Origin of the sequence: Microbacterium sp. ProA8 (genome assembly GCF_039905635.1) — a bacterium.
GTDB classification, from domain to species: domain Bacteria; phylum Actinomycetota; class Actinomycetes; order Actinomycetales; family Microbacteriaceae; genus Microbacterium; species Microbacterium chionoecetis.
The window spans coordinates 104,040-118,164 of record NZ_CP157000.1 but is presented as its reverse complement, the minus strand read 5'-3'; the positions used below and the strand labels follow the sequence as shown (position 1 = coordinate 118,164).

The window sequence follows — 14,125 nt, the reverse complement described above, 5'->3', positions numbered from 1 at the left end:
CGTCGTGGCCCCCTCGCGGCAGCGAGCTTCCGGGTTTGGGGCGTATTCGCTCCGTCGGGGCGCGATTTCTGCGCCCCGACGGACGATTTGCGCCCCGAACGCGGCCACTAGACTGAGCCCATGGCGCCGGAAGACGACGAGTACAGCGGTTTCAACGACACCCGGCAGCGGCGCGTCAAGATCATCGCGTGGGTGACGATCGTCGCCCTCATCCTCGTCGGCGGCGGCGCCACGGTCTTCGCCCTCCTCTTCGGCTGATCCGCTCTTTCGCCGAACCTCACGCTCGAGGCGGCGCTTCTCAGGGGGCCCGGCCCGGAGCACCGCTGCAGATCGTCGGCGAACTCCCGGGCTCAGCGGCCGCAGCCGCGGCTACCATGGCAGGGTGGAGCCGATCCTCCTGATCGTGTCGAGCTGGTGGTGGATCGCTCCGGCCGCCGCCGGCGCCGGAGCGGCGACCTATGCCGGTCTGACGACGCGCAGCCGCCGAGCCAGAAGGCTCGAGCTCGATGCCGCGCGCCAGGAGGAGTCGCTGGCCTACCGCGAGCTCGTCGCCGCCAAGGCGCGGGTGCGCACCGCGACCGCCGACCTGCTCACGGCGAAATCGCGCCAGGGCGCACCCGCCTTCCAGGCCGGCGACGCGCGCCGCGAGCTGCTGGCCGCCAAGCAGGCGGAGAAGACGGCGTCGCTCGCGCTCCGCGCGAGCAGGTCCCGGGTGCAGGCGGGCTACGCCCAGTACCGGGCGGCGACGTCGAGCGATCCCCTTCCGATCGACAGGCTGTACGCCGCGCATGACGCCGTCAACCTGCGATGGCTGGCCTACGAGACCGACGTCGACCGGGCGCTGAAGTACCCGCAGATGACCGACGTGCGGCATCCGGCCACCGTCGCCTTCCTCCGTGCCCAGCGCGAGGCCCTCGCCGCGCGCCCGACGCTGCGCGAGCGCGCGACGCCCGAGCAGTTCCGCGAGTACAGCGCCGCGGTGCGCCATCTCGAGTCCACGTTCGACGAGGCCGAGCGTCAGGCAGGGGTCCCCGGAGCCGCCCGCCCCGCCTCACCCGCAGCGACCGCCGCCGCCGGGCTGACCGCCGCGGCCGCCGTCGTCGCGGAGCTCGCAGACCGCCTGCCTTCGCTCATCGCACGGATGCCGCCGCCGCGGCGGAGCGACCCACCCGCTGGCAGGGTGCCCTGAGCCCGACACAGCGGCCCGCGAGGCCGTTAGCATGACAGGGTGGAGCCGTTCTTCGAGTTCCTGGGCGATTTCTGGTGGCTGGCCTTCCCTGCGTTCGGTCTTCTTGCCGCTCTGGGAAACGCATGGGAGCAGGGCACGAGACGCCGGCACAAGCGGCGCCTCGAGCTGATGCACGCGAAGGCGGAGCTCAAGGCCGCACAGGCCGCGGCGCGTGGCAAGGTGGTGCCGGCGGCATCCCTGCCTTCCGTCGACGCCGGATCGATCACCCAGAGCGTGAGCGACGAGGTCGCCGCAGGCCGTGGGGCCGCGGCACCGGTGCGCGAGACGCAGGCCACCCAGCTCGAGCGCCTGTTCGCGACGCACGACGCCGTCACGGCGCGGTGGCTCGAGTACGAGCTCGACGTGGCCAAGATCATCGCGTTCCCGGCGATGAGCGACGGTCGCCAGCCGCTGACGGCGGCATTCCTGCGCGCCAAGCGCATCGCCGACGGACTGCGCCCGGCAACATCCAAGGCGCGTCTGTCGAAGGAGCAGCTCACCGAGTACCGCAACGCCGTGGCCGACTTCGAGGTCGCCTTCGATGTCGCCGAGCGCGACGCCCGGCGCCTGCGCGACTCGAGCTTCACCGAGGTCGAGCGCAAGCGGCTCGACACCGCCAAGAAGCTTCTCACCGTCGCCATCGACGAGGCGGCCACGCCCGCGGAGCGCCAGCTCGCCTACCGGCGCGTGCGCGAAGAGCTCGACGGGCTCATCTCGATCTCGGACGAGGCGATCGAGGTGCTCGAGAACAAGGTGATGCTCGAGCTCGGACCCAGCACCGGGCCGACGCCCGCCGTCGCCCCGCCCACGTCCGAACCCGTCGCACCTGCGGCCTCCCCGCCGCCGGCGTCACCGGAGCCCGTCGCCGAACCGCTGCCCGCGCCGAAGCGCCCGAGCACGACCCCGCCCGCCGCCGCCCAGTGGCCGGTCCCGGCCCGCGGCACGGGCGACGTGCCCGGCCGGGTCACGCATCCCAAGCCCCACCGCTGAGCGTCCGAACGCGCCAGACGCCGCGTGCGGTCAGGCGCTGACCACGGGCTGCGCGTCGATCCACGCGTCGATGCGGGCGAACCAGTCGAACAGCCACGCCGCGCGGGCATCCAGGTCTTCGGGCACCTCCGTACGGGGGACGCGCCAGGCCCGCATGGTGATGCCCTTGTCCATCGGCAGCTCGCGCCAGATGTCGCGGAGGGTGACGAGCCGGTCGAGCCCGGTGTGGGCGATGAAGACGACGTCCGCGTCGGGAGCGGCATCCAGCGCAGCGTGCATGCCGCCCGGCTGCGGCGCCATGACGTGCCGCAGCGCCTCGGCCCGCTCGGCCATCGCCTCGCGCCCGGCGTCGCGGAGACGCGCGATCCGCGAGCTGCGCCGCGTGGGGCTGACGTTGCCGCCCTCGGGGAAGATGACGAACGCGTCGTCGGGACCGAGTCCCGTCGCCAGCTCGGCCAGCGCCTCCTCCACGCGCAGGCCGCCGCCCGTGTGCCGCTTCCCGAAGCCGGTCGGCACGATGAACCGCGCCGGCACGCGGTGCAGCAGGATGTCGACCGCAGGATCCCACTGCAGCGTGTACTTCAGCACGATGCGCGGCTGCCGGGCGACCTCGTTCAGCAGCGTGTGAATCAGGATCAGCGAGTCGCCCGGCCCCCCGTGCCGGCTCGCGACGACCAGCGGGGTCCGGGAGGAGAAGAGCCGCTCGAACGCGGCCAGGCTCGACGCCGCCTCGCCGTCATCGGCCCCCGTGGTGGTGATGGTGAGCCTCAGCACGCCGCCGAAGATCCGGAACAGCACCCGCAGCGCCCAAGCCGCGAGGCGATAGTGGGCGGTCACGAACCCCGGTCGCCAGATCGCGTAGCCGAAACCCGAGCCGATCCACAGCCCGAACAGCACGATGACGAGCATGGCGTCCCACAGCAGGTACACGGTCACGAGCCAGAGCACGCGGGGCAGGCGGAACCGCCCGGGCACCAGCGACGTGAGGGCGAGCGCGACGAGCAGCCACACCGGCGTGAGCACCAGCATGACGAGGGCGGCGACGATCACGAGCGGCGCCAGCAGGATGCGGCGCACCCAGGTCGGCGGCACGCCCATCAGAGTCCGCCCTCGCCGCGGGCGGTGTCGTCGCCACGGAGCGCGGCGTCGCCTCCGGCCGGCTGCTCGCCGCCGAGGCCCCGCTCGCCGGCAAGGCCCCGCTCGGCGAGGAACGACCGGCTCGCGTCGTAGGCGGCGTCGATGCGCCGGCGAACGGTGTCCATGCGGCGGTACGACATCAGCGCGTCGTCGCCGTCGAGACCGCCGCCGCTGGGCAGCACGTGGAGGTCGACACCCTCCGGCAGCGTCGCGATGTCGCGTGCGTACCGGTGGCGACGCGCGATCTCGAACGCCACGCGCGCCGTCTCCACGGCCGACCGCGGCGCGGCGAGCGGCGCCTCGATGCGGCCCACCTGCAGCACGAAGACGGTGCGGGCGCCGGCATCCACCGCCTGAGAGATCGGTATCGAGTTCACGATGCCGCCGTCGATGAAGTGCTCGTCGCCGATGCGCGTGGGGGGCAGGAGGCCGGGCACCGACGCGGACGCCAGGATCGCCTCGATCAGGGGTCCCGACTCGAACACGTGCTCGGCGGCGCGCTCGATACTCGCGGCGACCACCCGCAGGCGCACCGGCAGGTCCTCGAAGCGGGTGTCTGCGCCGAGCGACCGCTCGAGCAGGTGCCGCAGCGGCGCCGGGGAGTTGAGGTGCGTCTTGGTCTTCACGAACCGCGTGAACTGCGAGAGGAGCGAGTCGCCGTACACGGCGTTCGCCGCGGGGGACGTCCACGCGTCCAGCAGGCGCCCGATGACCGCCGGCGTCGGGTCGCTCGCGACGAGCGCGCCGTTGATGGCGCCGATCGAGGTGCCGACGACCAGATCGGGACGGATGCCGGACTCGAGGAGCGCCCGCAGCATGCCGATCTCGACCGCGCCGCGGACGCCGCCACCGCCGAGAACGAACGCCACCGTCATGCCCACACCCTATTTCGGGCGCGGGGCCGCGGCAGGGATTCCCGGGGTCAGCGGGTGAGGCCGTCGACCCAATCCCGGTTGTCGGCGATCCACTCCGCCACGACGGGGCCGTAGTCGTCGCCGTCGTACGCGCCGAACATGGCGTCCTCGAGCGAGTAGAGCAGTTCGTTGTCCATCCGGAAGTCCTCGAGCCAGCGCGAGACCTCGGGGAACTCCTCGGCGAACGCGGTCGAGGTCACGGTGTGGATGCCCTCGGCGTCGCCGAGCAGGCCGTCGGGGTCTTCGAGGTCCTTGATCGGGAACGCGTTGTACGCCCAGTGCGGGCGCCAGAGGGTGACGGCGACGTCGCGTCCGGCATCCGTCGCCGCCTGCAGCTCGGTGAGCATCGCCGGAGTGGACGCCGTCACGAAGTCCATGCCCTCCAGTCCGTACCCGGGGATGACCTCGTCCTGTGTCACCGTGACGAGGCCGGATCCGGCCTCGATGCCGACCAGCCGGTTGCCGAACAGGTCGGCGTTGGCGGCGAGCTCGGTCAGCGAGTCGATCGGCGCGTCCTCGTTCACCGCGATGGTGAGCTTCGCCTCGTCGTTCCACGCCCCCAGGTCGACGAGGTCGTCGCCGTAGGTGTCCATGTAGTCGGCGTGCGTGAGCGGCAGCCAGGTGTCGAGCGTCAGGTCGTAGTCGCCCTGGGCGATGCCGGTGTACGCGGCCGCGGGGTCGGCGTACGCGAGGTCGACGGTGTACCCCTCCTCTTCGAGCACGGCCTTCCACAGCTCGGACACGGCGATGCCCTCGTCCCAGCCGTTGAAGACCGCGATCTCGAGGTGCCGCGCGCCGGCGGACCCCGCCCCGGTCTGCGCGAGCGCGCCGGTCACGAGCAGCCCAGCGGTTCCGGCCAGCGCGAGTCCGGCGGCGATGGTGCGTCGCATGGTCATGTCAGGTCCTCTCGGGTCGGGTCAGACGCGGACGGGCTCGGGTTGCGCGGAGGGCGCGTCGTCGGAGACGGATGCCGCTGCCTCGGTGGCGGGTACGCCTCGGCCGACGGTCACCGGGCGTGCGGCATCCGTCTCTGCGTCCGGTGTCTCACTCGCAACGGCGCCGGCGCGGCGCACCGTGCGCGGGCGCGGCGTGGAGAAGCCCGACGTGACGCGGTCGAGGATCATCGCCAGGATCACGACCGACAGGCCCGCCTCGACGCCCAGGCCGATGTCGATGCGGCTGAGGCTCTGCACCACCTGTCCGCCGAGACCGCCGGCGCCGACCATGCCGGCGATCACGACCATCGACAGACTCAGCATGATCACCTGGTTCACGCCGGCCATGATGCTCGGCAACGCCAGCGGCAGCTGGATCTGGCGCAGGATGCGCCCGGGCGACGCACCGAACGCATGGCCGGCCTCGACGATCTCGGGATCGACGCCGCGGATCCCCAGTTCGGTGAGACGCACCCCGGGTGCGAGGGCGAACACGATCGTGGCGACCATGCCGGGCACCGGGCCCACGCCGAAGATGAGCATGGCGGGGATGAGGTAGACGAACGCGGGCATCGTCTGCAGGAAGTCGAGCACCGGTCTCAGCGCCGCCGACACGCGATCGCTGCGTGCGGCCCAGATGCCGAGCGGCACGGCGAGCGCGATGGCCACGGCGGCCGCCAGGATCACCAGCGCCAGAGAATCCATCGCGTTGGCCCATTGGCCGACCGCGACGATCACGAGCAGTCCGAGAGCGCTGCCGACGGCGAGCACGAGACCCCTCGACCAGAAGGCGAATGCGGCGATCACGAGGATCACGACCCAGAACGGCGGCGTCGAGAGCGACGCGTCGAGCCAGCCGTAGAGGCCGTTGAAGACGACGGCGACGACGTCGAAGAAGCCGCCGAGCACGTCGATCAGCCAGCGGACGCCGGCCTCGACGGCATCACCCAGCGGGAGGCGGAAGACATCGTTCATCGTGCGGCTCCTTCGGTCAGGGCGGGTGCGGGGTGCTCCACCGCCGCGAGGGTCTGCCTGATCTCGCTCGCCGGCACGGTGGCGGGCAGGTCGATGACGGGGTTCTCGCGGGTGACGGGCGGCACATTGCCGAGCGCGGCGAGCAGGGTCACCCGGGGGATGGTTCCCACGAGGCGGCCGGCATCGTCGACGACGGCGACCGGCACCGGGCGCTCGACCGCCCGCTCGACGACATCCGTCAGCGGGTCATCGACGTGCACCGCCGCGTGGGCGGTGTGCACGATCGCGCGCAGATCGGTGCGGCCGTCCTTGACGGCGCGGATCACCGCGCGGTCGGTGACCGTGCCCAAGAACCTGCGGTTCTCGATGACGGACACCGATCCGACCTGAAGATCGCGCATCACCCGCAGCGCCCCGCGCACGCCGGCGCTCACGGGCGTGGTGGCCGCCGGCGGCGCCATGACCGAGCCGGCGGTGAGCACGCGTGCCCGGTCGACATCCTGCACGAACTGCGCGACGTAGTCGTTCGCCGGGTCGGTGAGGATCTCCTCGGGCGTGCCGTTCTGCACGATCCGGCCGTCGCGCATCACCGCGATGCGGTCGCCGAGGAACATCGCCTCGTTGAGGTCGTGGGTGATGAACACGATGGTGCGGCCCAGCTCCCGCTGCAGCTCGATGAGCTGCTCCTGCATCTCGCGGCGGATGAGCGGGTCCAGCGCCGAGAAGGCCTCGTCCATGAGCAGGATGTCGGTGCCCGACGTGAGCGCCCGGGCGAGACCGACGCGCTGGCGCATGCCGCCCGAGAGCTCGTCGGGCATCGCGTCGGCGCGGTCGCCGAGACCGACCTTGCCGAGGATCTCGCGCGCACGCTCGCGTCGCTCGTCGCGCCCGACGCCCTGGATCTCGAGCGCGTAGGCGGCGTTGTCGAGCACCGTCAGGTGGGGCAGCAGTGCGAAGTGCTGGAACACCATCGACACGGAACGCTGACGGATGCCGCGCAGCGCCTTCGCCGAGGCCTTGGTGACGCTCTGCCCCTGCACGATCACGTCGCCGGCAGTGGGCGGAAGCAGCCCGTTGAGCATGCGCAGCACGGTGGACTTGCCGGAGCCGGACAGCCCCATGATGACGAAGATCTCTCCCGACTGGACGGTGAAGCTCGCATCGATCACGGCGGCCGAGCCGGCGTCCGCGACGTCGGCACGCGTCGCGCCGGTGCGGAGCCGCCGGACGGCGTCCTTGGGGTTTCGTCCGAAGACTTTGAAGAGGCCCTTCGCCTCGATGGCAGGAGGAAGCGTCACTGTGTGCACCTCGGCAGCTTCCGTGCAGAAGCTGCAGCGGTTGCGCCCGGGTGGCGGCCGTACACGCAGCGGATGTCGGATCCCCGCTTCGGCCGCCGACCATACGCTCACCGGTCTGACGCCCCGTGAGGGCGTCACCCGTGACCGCGGACTGGTCGGGAACAGCCCCATGAGGGGCCTGATCCACCGTTTCACGACGGCGCGCGGCCGGGCAAATTGGACAGTCGCCGGCTCCCTGCGTACATCGCGCACGCGTGATACCACGGCTCCCCGGTGGCTGCGCCGTGAGGCCGACGGACGCTCAGCGCTGCGCCCCACTTGACAAGCCCGCAACCTCAATGGTTACCTACTGAAGTAAGTAACCAACTCACCCAGGAGTGCCGTGATCGAAGAAGGCCGTGCCCTGTTCCTCCAGGTCGCAGAGAGCGTCGAGGACTCGATCATCGACGGCTCTCTCGCCCCGGAGGCCAAAGCGCCGTCCACGAACGAGCTCGCCGCCTTCTACCGGATCAACCCCGCCACCGCAGCGAAGGGAATCGCCATGCTGACCGACAAGGGCGTGCTGTACAAGCAGCGCGGCATCGGGATGTTCGTCGCCCCGGGAGCGCGGGATCTGCTGCTCGCCGAGCGCCGCAGCGCGTTCGCCGACCGCTTCGTCGATCCGCTGCTGGCGGAGGCTCGCAAGCTCGGGCTCGGGCCCGACGACCTCGCAGCGCTCATCCGCGACCGTGCCGGCGCGCACGCCGCCCCCACCATGGAAGGAAACCCACGATGACGACCGGGATGCCCGTCATCGAGGTGAAGGGTCTCACAAAGCGCTACCGCGACGTCGTCGCGGTGGACGACGTGAGCTTCACCATCGAGAAGAACACGATCTACGGTCTGCTGGGGCGCAACGGCGCCGGCAAGACCACCGTCATGTCGATCCTCACCGCACAGAACTTCGCCACGAGCGGCGACGTGCGCGTGTTCGGCATGAACCCGTACGAGAACGCCAAGGTGCTCTCACGCCTGTGCTTCGTGCGCGAGAGCCAGAAGTACCCTGACGACGCGCTCGCGAAGCACGCCTTCGGCACGGCGCGCCTGTTCTTCCCGAACTGGGACCAGGACTTCGCCGATCGGCTGATCGAGGACTTCCAGCTGCCGATGAAGACGCGCATCAAGAAGATGTCGCGCGGACAGCTCTCGGCGGTCGGCGTGATCATCGGCCTCGCGGCACGCGCAGAGGTCACCTTCTTCGATGAGCCCTACCTCGGCCTCGACGCCGTCGCGCGGCAGATCTTCTACGATCGGCTGCTCGAGGACTACACCGAGCACCCCCGCACCGTGATCCTGTCGAGCCATCTGATCGACGAGGTGTCGAACCTCATCGAGCGCGTACTCGTCATCGACCGCGGCCGGATCATCATGGACGAGGCGACCGACTCGGTGCGCGACCGCGCCGCGAACATCGTCGGCGACGCCTCCGCCGTCGACGCGTTCGTCGCGGGCCGCCAGGTCATCCACCGCGAGCGCCTGGGCAACGTGGCATCCGTCACCGTCCTCGGCGCCCTGTCGCTCGCCGACCGTGAGCGCCTCGATGCCGCCGGGCTCGACGTCGCACCGGTGTCGCTTCAGCAGCTCATCGTGCGCACCACGACGGCGCACGCGCACGGGGCCGGCGAATCGGCATCCACCCTCGACGAAGGAGCCCTGCGATGAACCGCACCGTCAACGTCGTGCGCATGCAGCTGATCAACAAGCAGACGTTCGTCTGGGTGCCGCTGATCGTGCTCGGTGCGTCGTTCGCCATGTCGATCGTGATCTACGCGATCCTCTACAGCTCCGGTCTGTCCGGCCCCTTCTACGGCGGCGGCTCGCAGGCACCCCTGTGGGTGCTGCTGTTCGTGGGGATCTCATCGCTGACGCTCACGTTCCCGTTCTCGCAGGCGATGAGCGTCACACGGCGGGAGTTCTTCTTCGGAACCATGCTGGCGGCCGCGATGTGCGCGGTGCTGCTCGCCGCCGTCTTCGCCATCGGAGGCCTCGTGGAGGAGGCGACGAACGGCTGGGGCATCAACGGCTACTTCTTCGCACTCGACTGGGTCGTGTCGCGGGGAGCCCTCGGGGCCGCGGCCTTCTACTTCGTCATGGCGATGCTCATCTTCATGCTGGGGTTTTGGTCGGCGACCATGTACAAGCGGTTCGGCGCCCTGCTGCTGACCCTCATCTGGGTGGGCGTCGGCGTGGTGCTGCTGCTCGCCGTCTGGGCGATCACGCGCTGGGAGATGTGGGGCGACGTCTGGACGTGGTTCGTCGTGCAGGGCCCGGTCGGGTTCGCCCTCGGCGGTCTCGTCCTGACGCTGGTCCTCAGCGGGATCTCGTACCTGACCCTGCGGCGCGCTGTGCCGTAGAGCCTCTCCGGATCTCGGGCTTCCACCCGGAGAGCGGATGCCCCGAACCAGCGCTGTGCGCCGGGTCGGGGCATCCGTCATTCACATCTCAGCGGCTGTCGGCGGCCCCGTTGCCCTCACGCAGATCGGTGTGGTGCCGGATCACCTCAGCCACCACGAAGTTGAACCACTTCTCGGCGAAGGCGGGATCGAGGTCGGCCTCTTCGGCGAGGCGGCGCAGGCGGGCGACCTGCTGCTCTTCCCGAGCGGGGTCGGAGGCGGGCATGCCGTGCTCGGCCTTGAGGTGGCCCACCTGCTTGGTGGCCTTGAACCGCTCGGCCAGGAGATACACCAGCGAGGCGTCGATGTTGTCGATGCTGCTGCGCAGACGCCGCAGCGTCGCCGTCGGATCCTCGGTCATGCAAACCTCCTCGCGACGACGATACCCGAGCGGCGTGGCCCGATCGCGCGGGGCGACCGCGGGGCCGGCGTCCCCCGATCAGCATGAAATCCGCACCACTGTCCGTCCGCGCGTCAACCCGCCCCTAGAGTGTGACGCATGACCGACGCCTCGTCCTCGCTCGGCGCGAGCGCCGCAGAAGCCGCCGACCCGCTCGCCGTCGACCCCGCGGCGGGCACCGACGCCATCGGCGATGCGCCCGCCGCCGACGGCACAGTTCTCGCCATCCCCGCGGATCGGTCGGCGAAGCCGTTCTGGGCGCGCCTGGACAGCCCCTTCACGGTCGGCTTCCTGCTCACCTTCGGCGGGCTCGCGGCGGCCCTGCTCGGGGTCGCGCTCATCAACATCTCGACGGTGATCATCTACATCGCCTTCGCGATGTTCGCCGCGCTGGGACTCGACCCCGTCATCAAGTGGTTCGTCCGTCACAACGTCAAGCGCGCGTGGGCGATCACCATCGTCTTCCTCACCTTCGGCGTCGTGCTGATCGGCCTCATCCTGCTCGTCGTCCCGACGCTGGTGGAGCAGATCGGGGCATTCATCAAGGGCATCCCGAACACGATCGACAACTTCGAGGAGTCCGACTTCTTCCACTGGCTGGAGGGGATCTTCGGCACGGGCCTCGGGACGCTGGTCACCGACGTCGAGAAGTGGATCACCAACCCCGCGAACATCGCCGCGATCTCGGGCGGGCTGCTGAAGGTCGGCGCCGGCATCGCGACGGCCATCTCGGGCGGGCTCATCGTGATCGTCCTGACCCTGTACTTCATCGCGTCGCTGCCGGGGATCAAGGAGTCGCTCATGCGGTTCGCTCCGGCGCGCAACCGCGTGAAGGTGCGGTCGATGACCAACGAGATCACCGACTCGGTCGGCAGCTACCTCATGGGCATGGTGGTGCTGGCGTTCTTCAACTCGATCGTCGCCTTCCTGCTGCACTTCTTCCTGCAGCTGCCGTTCCCGCTGCTGATGGGCGTGCTGGCGTTCGCGATCACGATCATCCCGCTCGTGGGTCCGGTGCTCTACTGGATCACCGCGTCCGTCCTCGCGCTGTTCACGAGCCCGCTGTCGGCGCTGATCTTCGCCATCGCGTACCTCATCTACATCCAGATCGAGGCGTACGTGATCACGCCCAAGGTGATGAGCAAGGCGATCGAGATCCCCGGATCCCTCGTCGTCATCGGCGCGCTCATCGGCGGCACGCTGCTCGGCCTCCTCGGCGCGCTGATCGCCGTGCCCGTCACGGCATCGATACTGCTGATCATCAAACAGGTCTTCATACCGAAGCAGGACGCCAAGGTCTGAGGCGGCTCGGCGCCGTCCCTCGGGTCGCGGTCGCGCGACCCCGATCGCTCCTGGTGACGGATGCCGCGGCCCGCGGCATCCGTCACTCCCGGCCTCAGTAGTCGACGCGACGGCCGAAGCGGCGCTCGCCCCGGGGGCGTGGCGAGCAGGTCGCGAGCTTGCGCAGCCGCACGATCTCATGCGGCTGCAGGCCCACGGCCTCGCCGAAGTCCTCGACGGACGTGAAGCCGCCCTGCGCTTCGCGCTCCTTGACCGCCCGGCGCGCACGCGAGCGGGTCATGCCGGGCAGCTCCTCGAGGTCGGCGGCGGGCGCGGTGTTGACGTCGATCGGAGCCGGGGCGGGGGCACCGGGCTCGAGGTAGTCGGACGGCGACGCGCCCGCCGCCGCCGCGAGCCGGTCCGCGTGATCGGCCTTCTCGCGGGACGCTTCGTCAGCCTTCGCCCGGGTCGCTTCTTCGGCCTTCGCCTGTGCCTGCGCCTGCGCCTTCCTGTCGGCTTCGGCCTTCGTGGCGGCCCGGGAGCGCCGCGACGACCGCGCAGTGGGCTTCCTCGTGCTCGCACCCGAGCCGGAGGGCCGACCGGAGGCGGTCGCGCCCGTCCGCGACGGGGAATCCCCGCTCCCGCTCACCCGGTCGAGGCGCCGCTGCCACATCGTACGGAGCCATCCCGGGTTCACCATGAGGGCGACGAGCATGCCCGAGAGATAGACGATCCCGCGGAGGAGCGGCTGCCACTGCCCCCAGATCTCGAGGCTCACCAGGATCGCGGCCGCACCCCACACCACGGCGAGGATGAGGAGGCGCCTGCTGCGAGACGCGACCCCGATGATCGAGAAGCCGAGCCAGGTGACGATCGGTCCGGGAATGACCGTCAGCAGCATCCACGAGCTCATACCGAGCATCCATGGGATGCTCGGGGCGTCCTGCGCGGTGCCCATCCGGGTGGAGGTGCTCATGCGTAGTCCTTCACGTCCAGCACCATCGTGACGGTGTCGTCGTCGCGCGTCTCGGACACGAGCTCGAAGCCCGCGGATGCCGCGCGCTCGCGGATGCGCGCCGCGACCGTCTGCTGCACCCGCAGCGCGTAGGCGGCGTCCAGCCGCTCGACGAGAGCCGCGGCATCGGCCTCGGCGAGTTCGAGACCGTCCGGGCGCCGGAAGTGCGCGCCCCACACGCCCTCCGGCGTGCGCGTCATCGTGAGCTCGACGCCGTCGATCACCGCGGCGACGTCGTCGCCCTGCCGCGCGAGCTCCGTCGCGCCGATGTCGCGGAGGGCGTCGGCGAGCAGGTCGGGGTCCTTCATGCGGGTGCGCACCGAGATCGGGCGGGGACCGGTGCGGGCGGTGGCGTCCGTGCCGGCGCGGTCGTCGTCGCGGACCCCTCCGGTCTGCGACAGCGCGCCGATGCCGCCGGCGGCGGTGATCGCGGTGACAGCGGCGAGCGCCGCGGGGATCAGGATCAGCGACACGCTCATCGCGCGGCCTCCACTCTCGTTCGTGCCTGTCTTCCCGCCGCGACCTGCGCGGGACTGTCGGCCCGCGAGCCGAGGTCGTCCAGCAGGGCGGCGAGCGCGGCATCCGTCGCCCAGCCGTTCACCGCGACGGTGCCGTCGCGGGCGATTCGCACCTCGATGCGGTCGGCGCCACCGGCGGTGGCGATGCGGCGCACGTCGTCGGCGTACCGATCGGTGAGCGCGCGGATGCCCTGGTTGCGCGAGCCCACCCAGGGGCGCCCCACGTCGGGCAGGCCGCGCAGGTACGGCCCGTCGCAGAGGAGGTCGGTGGCGTCGAGCAGCGCCGCGATGTCGTCGCGACCGCCGGCGGCCCACGCGGCGAGGCGGTCGAGCGGATAGCCGGTGAAGGTCATGACGCCGAGGCCCGCTGCGCGGAAGGCGCGGGCGACGGATGCCGCAGCCGCCGCCTGATCGAAAGGCTCGCCGCCGAGCAGGGTCACGCCCTCCGCCCCGGCCGCCGTCGCACTCTCGACCCACTCGGCCGCGAGTACGTCGGCGGCCCCGACGAGACCGCCGCGGTCGGCCCACAGCTGCGGGTTGAAGCACTCGGGGCAGTGCACGGCGCATCCCTGCAGCCAGACCGCGGCGCGCACCCCCGGCCCCTCCGCCTCCGTGGCCGCGAGGAACCGCGACCAGCGCAGCGTGGGCGGCGTCCCCGCATCGGCCCGTCGCACCGGCTCGACCGTGCCGAGGAGCGAGGTCCCGCCGCCGACGCCCGGTGACTGCGCGACGGGCGTCATGAGGCGCCGTCCGTCTGCTCGGCCTCGAGCCGGGTCCGGCCCTCCACCGACGCGGTCGCGTAGTCCTCGGTGAAGCGCGACGAGACGGTCTCGGCGTCGAGCAACGCCTCGAGCGCCTCGATGTGATCCAGGCACTCCGCGCCGTGCATGCCGATGGTCTCGGCGTCGACGGTGCCGTCGGCGCGGAGCCTCACCACGAGCTGCTTGGCCATGATCTCGTCATCCTTCCGTCGGCGGCGATGGTGGTCGTCAACAGTCCGCG

The 14,125-nt window shown here is 71.0% G+C and carries 17 protein-coding genes; 7 read left to right on the top strand and 10 right to left on the bottom strand.

Features of this window, described 5'->3' with window-relative positions; translation table 11 throughout:
* The first annotated feature begins 120 nt into the window (after window positions 1-120).
* The 3 genes from ABG085_RS00570 to ABG085_RS00560 all read left to right on the top strand — a co-directional run bounded on the left by ABG085_RS00570 (window position 121) and on the right by ABG085_RS00560 (window position 2,218).
* The gene (locus ABG085_RS00570) at window positions 121-258 is read left to right on the top strand and encodes a hypothetical protein (RefSeq protein ID WP_204260058.1); all 138 of its coding nucleotides are present in this window, start codon (window positions 121-123) and stop codon (window positions 256-258) included.
* A gap of 124 nt (window positions 259-382) precedes the next feature.
* On the top strand, window positions 383-1,189 hold the full coding sequence (locus ABG085_RS00565) for a hypothetical protein (protein ID WP_347977515.1): 807 nt from the start codon (window positions 383-385) through the stop codon (window positions 1,187-1,189).
* Window positions 1,190-1,228: 39 nt separating this feature from the next.
* Window positions 1,229-2,218 carry a hypothetical protein gene (locus ABG085_RS00560; RefSeq protein WP_347977514.1) on the top strand — a complete coding sequence of 330 codons (990 nt, stop codon included), beginning with the start codon at window positions 1,229-1,231 and terminating at the stop codon, window positions 2,216-2,218.
* A gap of 30 nt (window positions 2,219-2,248) precedes the next feature.
* Here ABG085_RS00560 and ABG085_RS00555 read toward each other — a convergent pair whose 3' ends face one another.
* From ABG085_RS00555 to ABG085_RS00535, 5 genes are read right to left on the bottom strand one after another with little or no spacing between them, the layout of a single operon-like run.
* Window positions 2,249-3,316 carry a 1-acyl-sn-glycerol-3-phosphate acyltransferase gene (locus ABG085_RS00555; protein ID WP_347977513.1) on the bottom strand — a complete coding sequence of 356 codons (1,068 nt, stop codon included), beginning with the start codon at window positions 3,314-3,316 and terminating at the stop codon, window positions 2,249-2,251.
* Entirely contained in the window at window positions 3,316-4,230 is a 915-nt protein-coding gene (locus ABG085_RS00550; protein WP_347977512.1) for a patatin-like phospholipase family protein, read from the bottom strand. Before ABG085_RS00550 ends, ABG085_RS00555 begins: the two co-directional genes overlap by 1 nt.
* Before the next feature lie 47 nt (window positions 4,231-4,277).
* Window positions 4,278-5,165, bottom strand: a complete 888-nt coding sequence (locus ABG085_RS00545) for a glycine betaine ABC transporter substrate-binding protein (protein ID WP_347977511.1) — start codon at window positions 5,163-5,165, stop codon at window positions 4,278-4,280.
* 21 nt (window positions 5,166-5,186) lie between these two features.
* Window positions 5,187-6,179, bottom strand: a complete 993-nt coding sequence (locus tag ABG085_RS00540) for an ABC transporter permease subunit (RefSeq protein WP_347977510.1) — start codon at window positions 6,177-6,179, stop codon at window positions 5,187-5,189.
* Window positions 6,176-7,477: a betaine/proline/choline family ABC transporter ATP-binding protein gene (locus tag ABG085_RS00535; protein WP_347977509.1), complete on the bottom strand. Its 1,302-nt coding sequence runs from the start codon at window positions 7,475-7,477 to the stop codon at window positions 6,176-6,178. Before ABG085_RS00535 ends, ABG085_RS00540 begins: the two co-directional genes overlap by 4 nt.
* Before the next feature lie 382 nt (window positions 7,478-7,859).
* On the opposite strand from ABG085_RS00535, the gene ABG085_RS00530 reads away from it, so the two are divergent.
* Genes ABG085_RS00530 through ABG085_RS00520 form a run of 3 tightly spaced genes read left to right on the top strand, consistent with a single transcriptional unit; the run spans window position 7,860 to window position 9,870 of the window.
* Window positions 7,860-8,252, top strand: coding sequence for a GntR family transcriptional regulator (locus tag ABG085_RS00530; protein ID WP_347977508.1), 393 nt, complete (start codon window positions 7,860-7,862; stop codon window positions 8,250-8,252).
* Entirely contained in the window at window positions 8,249-9,178 is a 930-nt protein-coding gene (locus ABG085_RS00525; RefSeq protein WP_347977507.1) for an ABC transporter ATP-binding protein, read from the top strand. Before ABG085_RS00530 ends, ABG085_RS00525 begins: the two co-directional genes overlap by 4 nt.
* Window positions 9,175-9,870 carry a hypothetical protein gene (locus ABG085_RS00520; protein WP_347977506.1) on the top strand — a complete coding sequence of 232 codons (696 nt, stop codon included), beginning with the start codon at window positions 9,175-9,177 and terminating at the stop codon, window positions 9,868-9,870. The genes ABG085_RS00525 and ABG085_RS00520 overlap by 4 nt, the downstream gene beginning before the upstream one ends.
* 88 nt (window positions 9,871-9,958) lie before the next feature.
* On the opposite strand, the gene ABG085_RS00515 is transcribed toward ABG085_RS00520, so the two are convergent.
* Window positions 9,959-10,270, bottom strand: coding sequence for a chorismate mutase (locus tag ABG085_RS00515; RefSeq protein ID WP_347977505.1), 312 nt, complete (start codon window positions 10,268-10,270; stop codon window positions 9,959-9,961).
* A 138-nt stretch (window positions 10,271-10,408) separates the two neighbouring features.
* Between ABG085_RS00515 and ABG085_RS00510 the strand changes: the two genes are divergently transcribed.
* Window positions 10,409-11,611 carry an AI-2E family transporter gene (locus tag ABG085_RS00510; protein ID WP_347977504.1) on the top strand — a complete coding sequence of 401 codons (1,203 nt, stop codon included), beginning with the start codon at window positions 10,409-10,411 and terminating at the stop codon, window positions 11,609-11,611.
* A 94-nt stretch (window positions 11,612-11,705) separates the two neighbouring features.
* On the opposite strand, the gene ABG085_RS00505 is transcribed toward ABG085_RS00510, so the two are convergent.
* The 4 genes from ABG085_RS00505 to ABG085_RS00490 are packed head-to-tail and all read right to left on the bottom strand — an operon-like array spanning window position 11,706 to window position 14,075.
* Complete coding sequence (locus ABG085_RS00505) at window positions 11,706-12,566, bottom strand: helix-hairpin-helix domain-containing protein (protein WP_347977503.1); 861 nt, start codon at window positions 12,564-12,566, stop codon at window positions 11,706-11,708.
* Window positions 12,563-13,084: a hypothetical protein gene (locus ABG085_RS00500; protein ID WP_347977502.1), complete on the bottom strand. Its 522-nt coding sequence runs from the start codon at window positions 13,082-13,084 to the stop codon at window positions 12,563-12,565. The genes ABG085_RS00505 and ABG085_RS00500 overlap by 4 nt, the downstream gene beginning before the upstream one ends.
* Window positions 13,081-13,863 (bottom strand): 4Fe-4S single cluster domain-containing protein, encoded by a 783-nt coding sequence (locus tag ABG085_RS00495; RefSeq protein ID WP_347977501.1) that lies wholly within the window; start codon window positions 13,861-13,863, stop codon window positions 13,081-13,083. Before ABG085_RS00495 ends, ABG085_RS00500 begins: the two co-directional genes overlap by 4 nt.
* The gene (locus ABG085_RS00490) at window positions 13,860-14,075 is read right to left on the bottom strand and encodes a DUF2997 domain-containing protein (protein WP_347977500.1); all 216 of its coding nucleotides are present in this window, start codon (window positions 14,073-14,075) and stop codon (window positions 13,860-13,862) included. Before ABG085_RS00490 ends, ABG085_RS00495 begins: the two co-directional genes overlap by 4 nt.
* Between the last annotated feature and the right edge of the window lie 50 nt (window positions 14,076-14,125).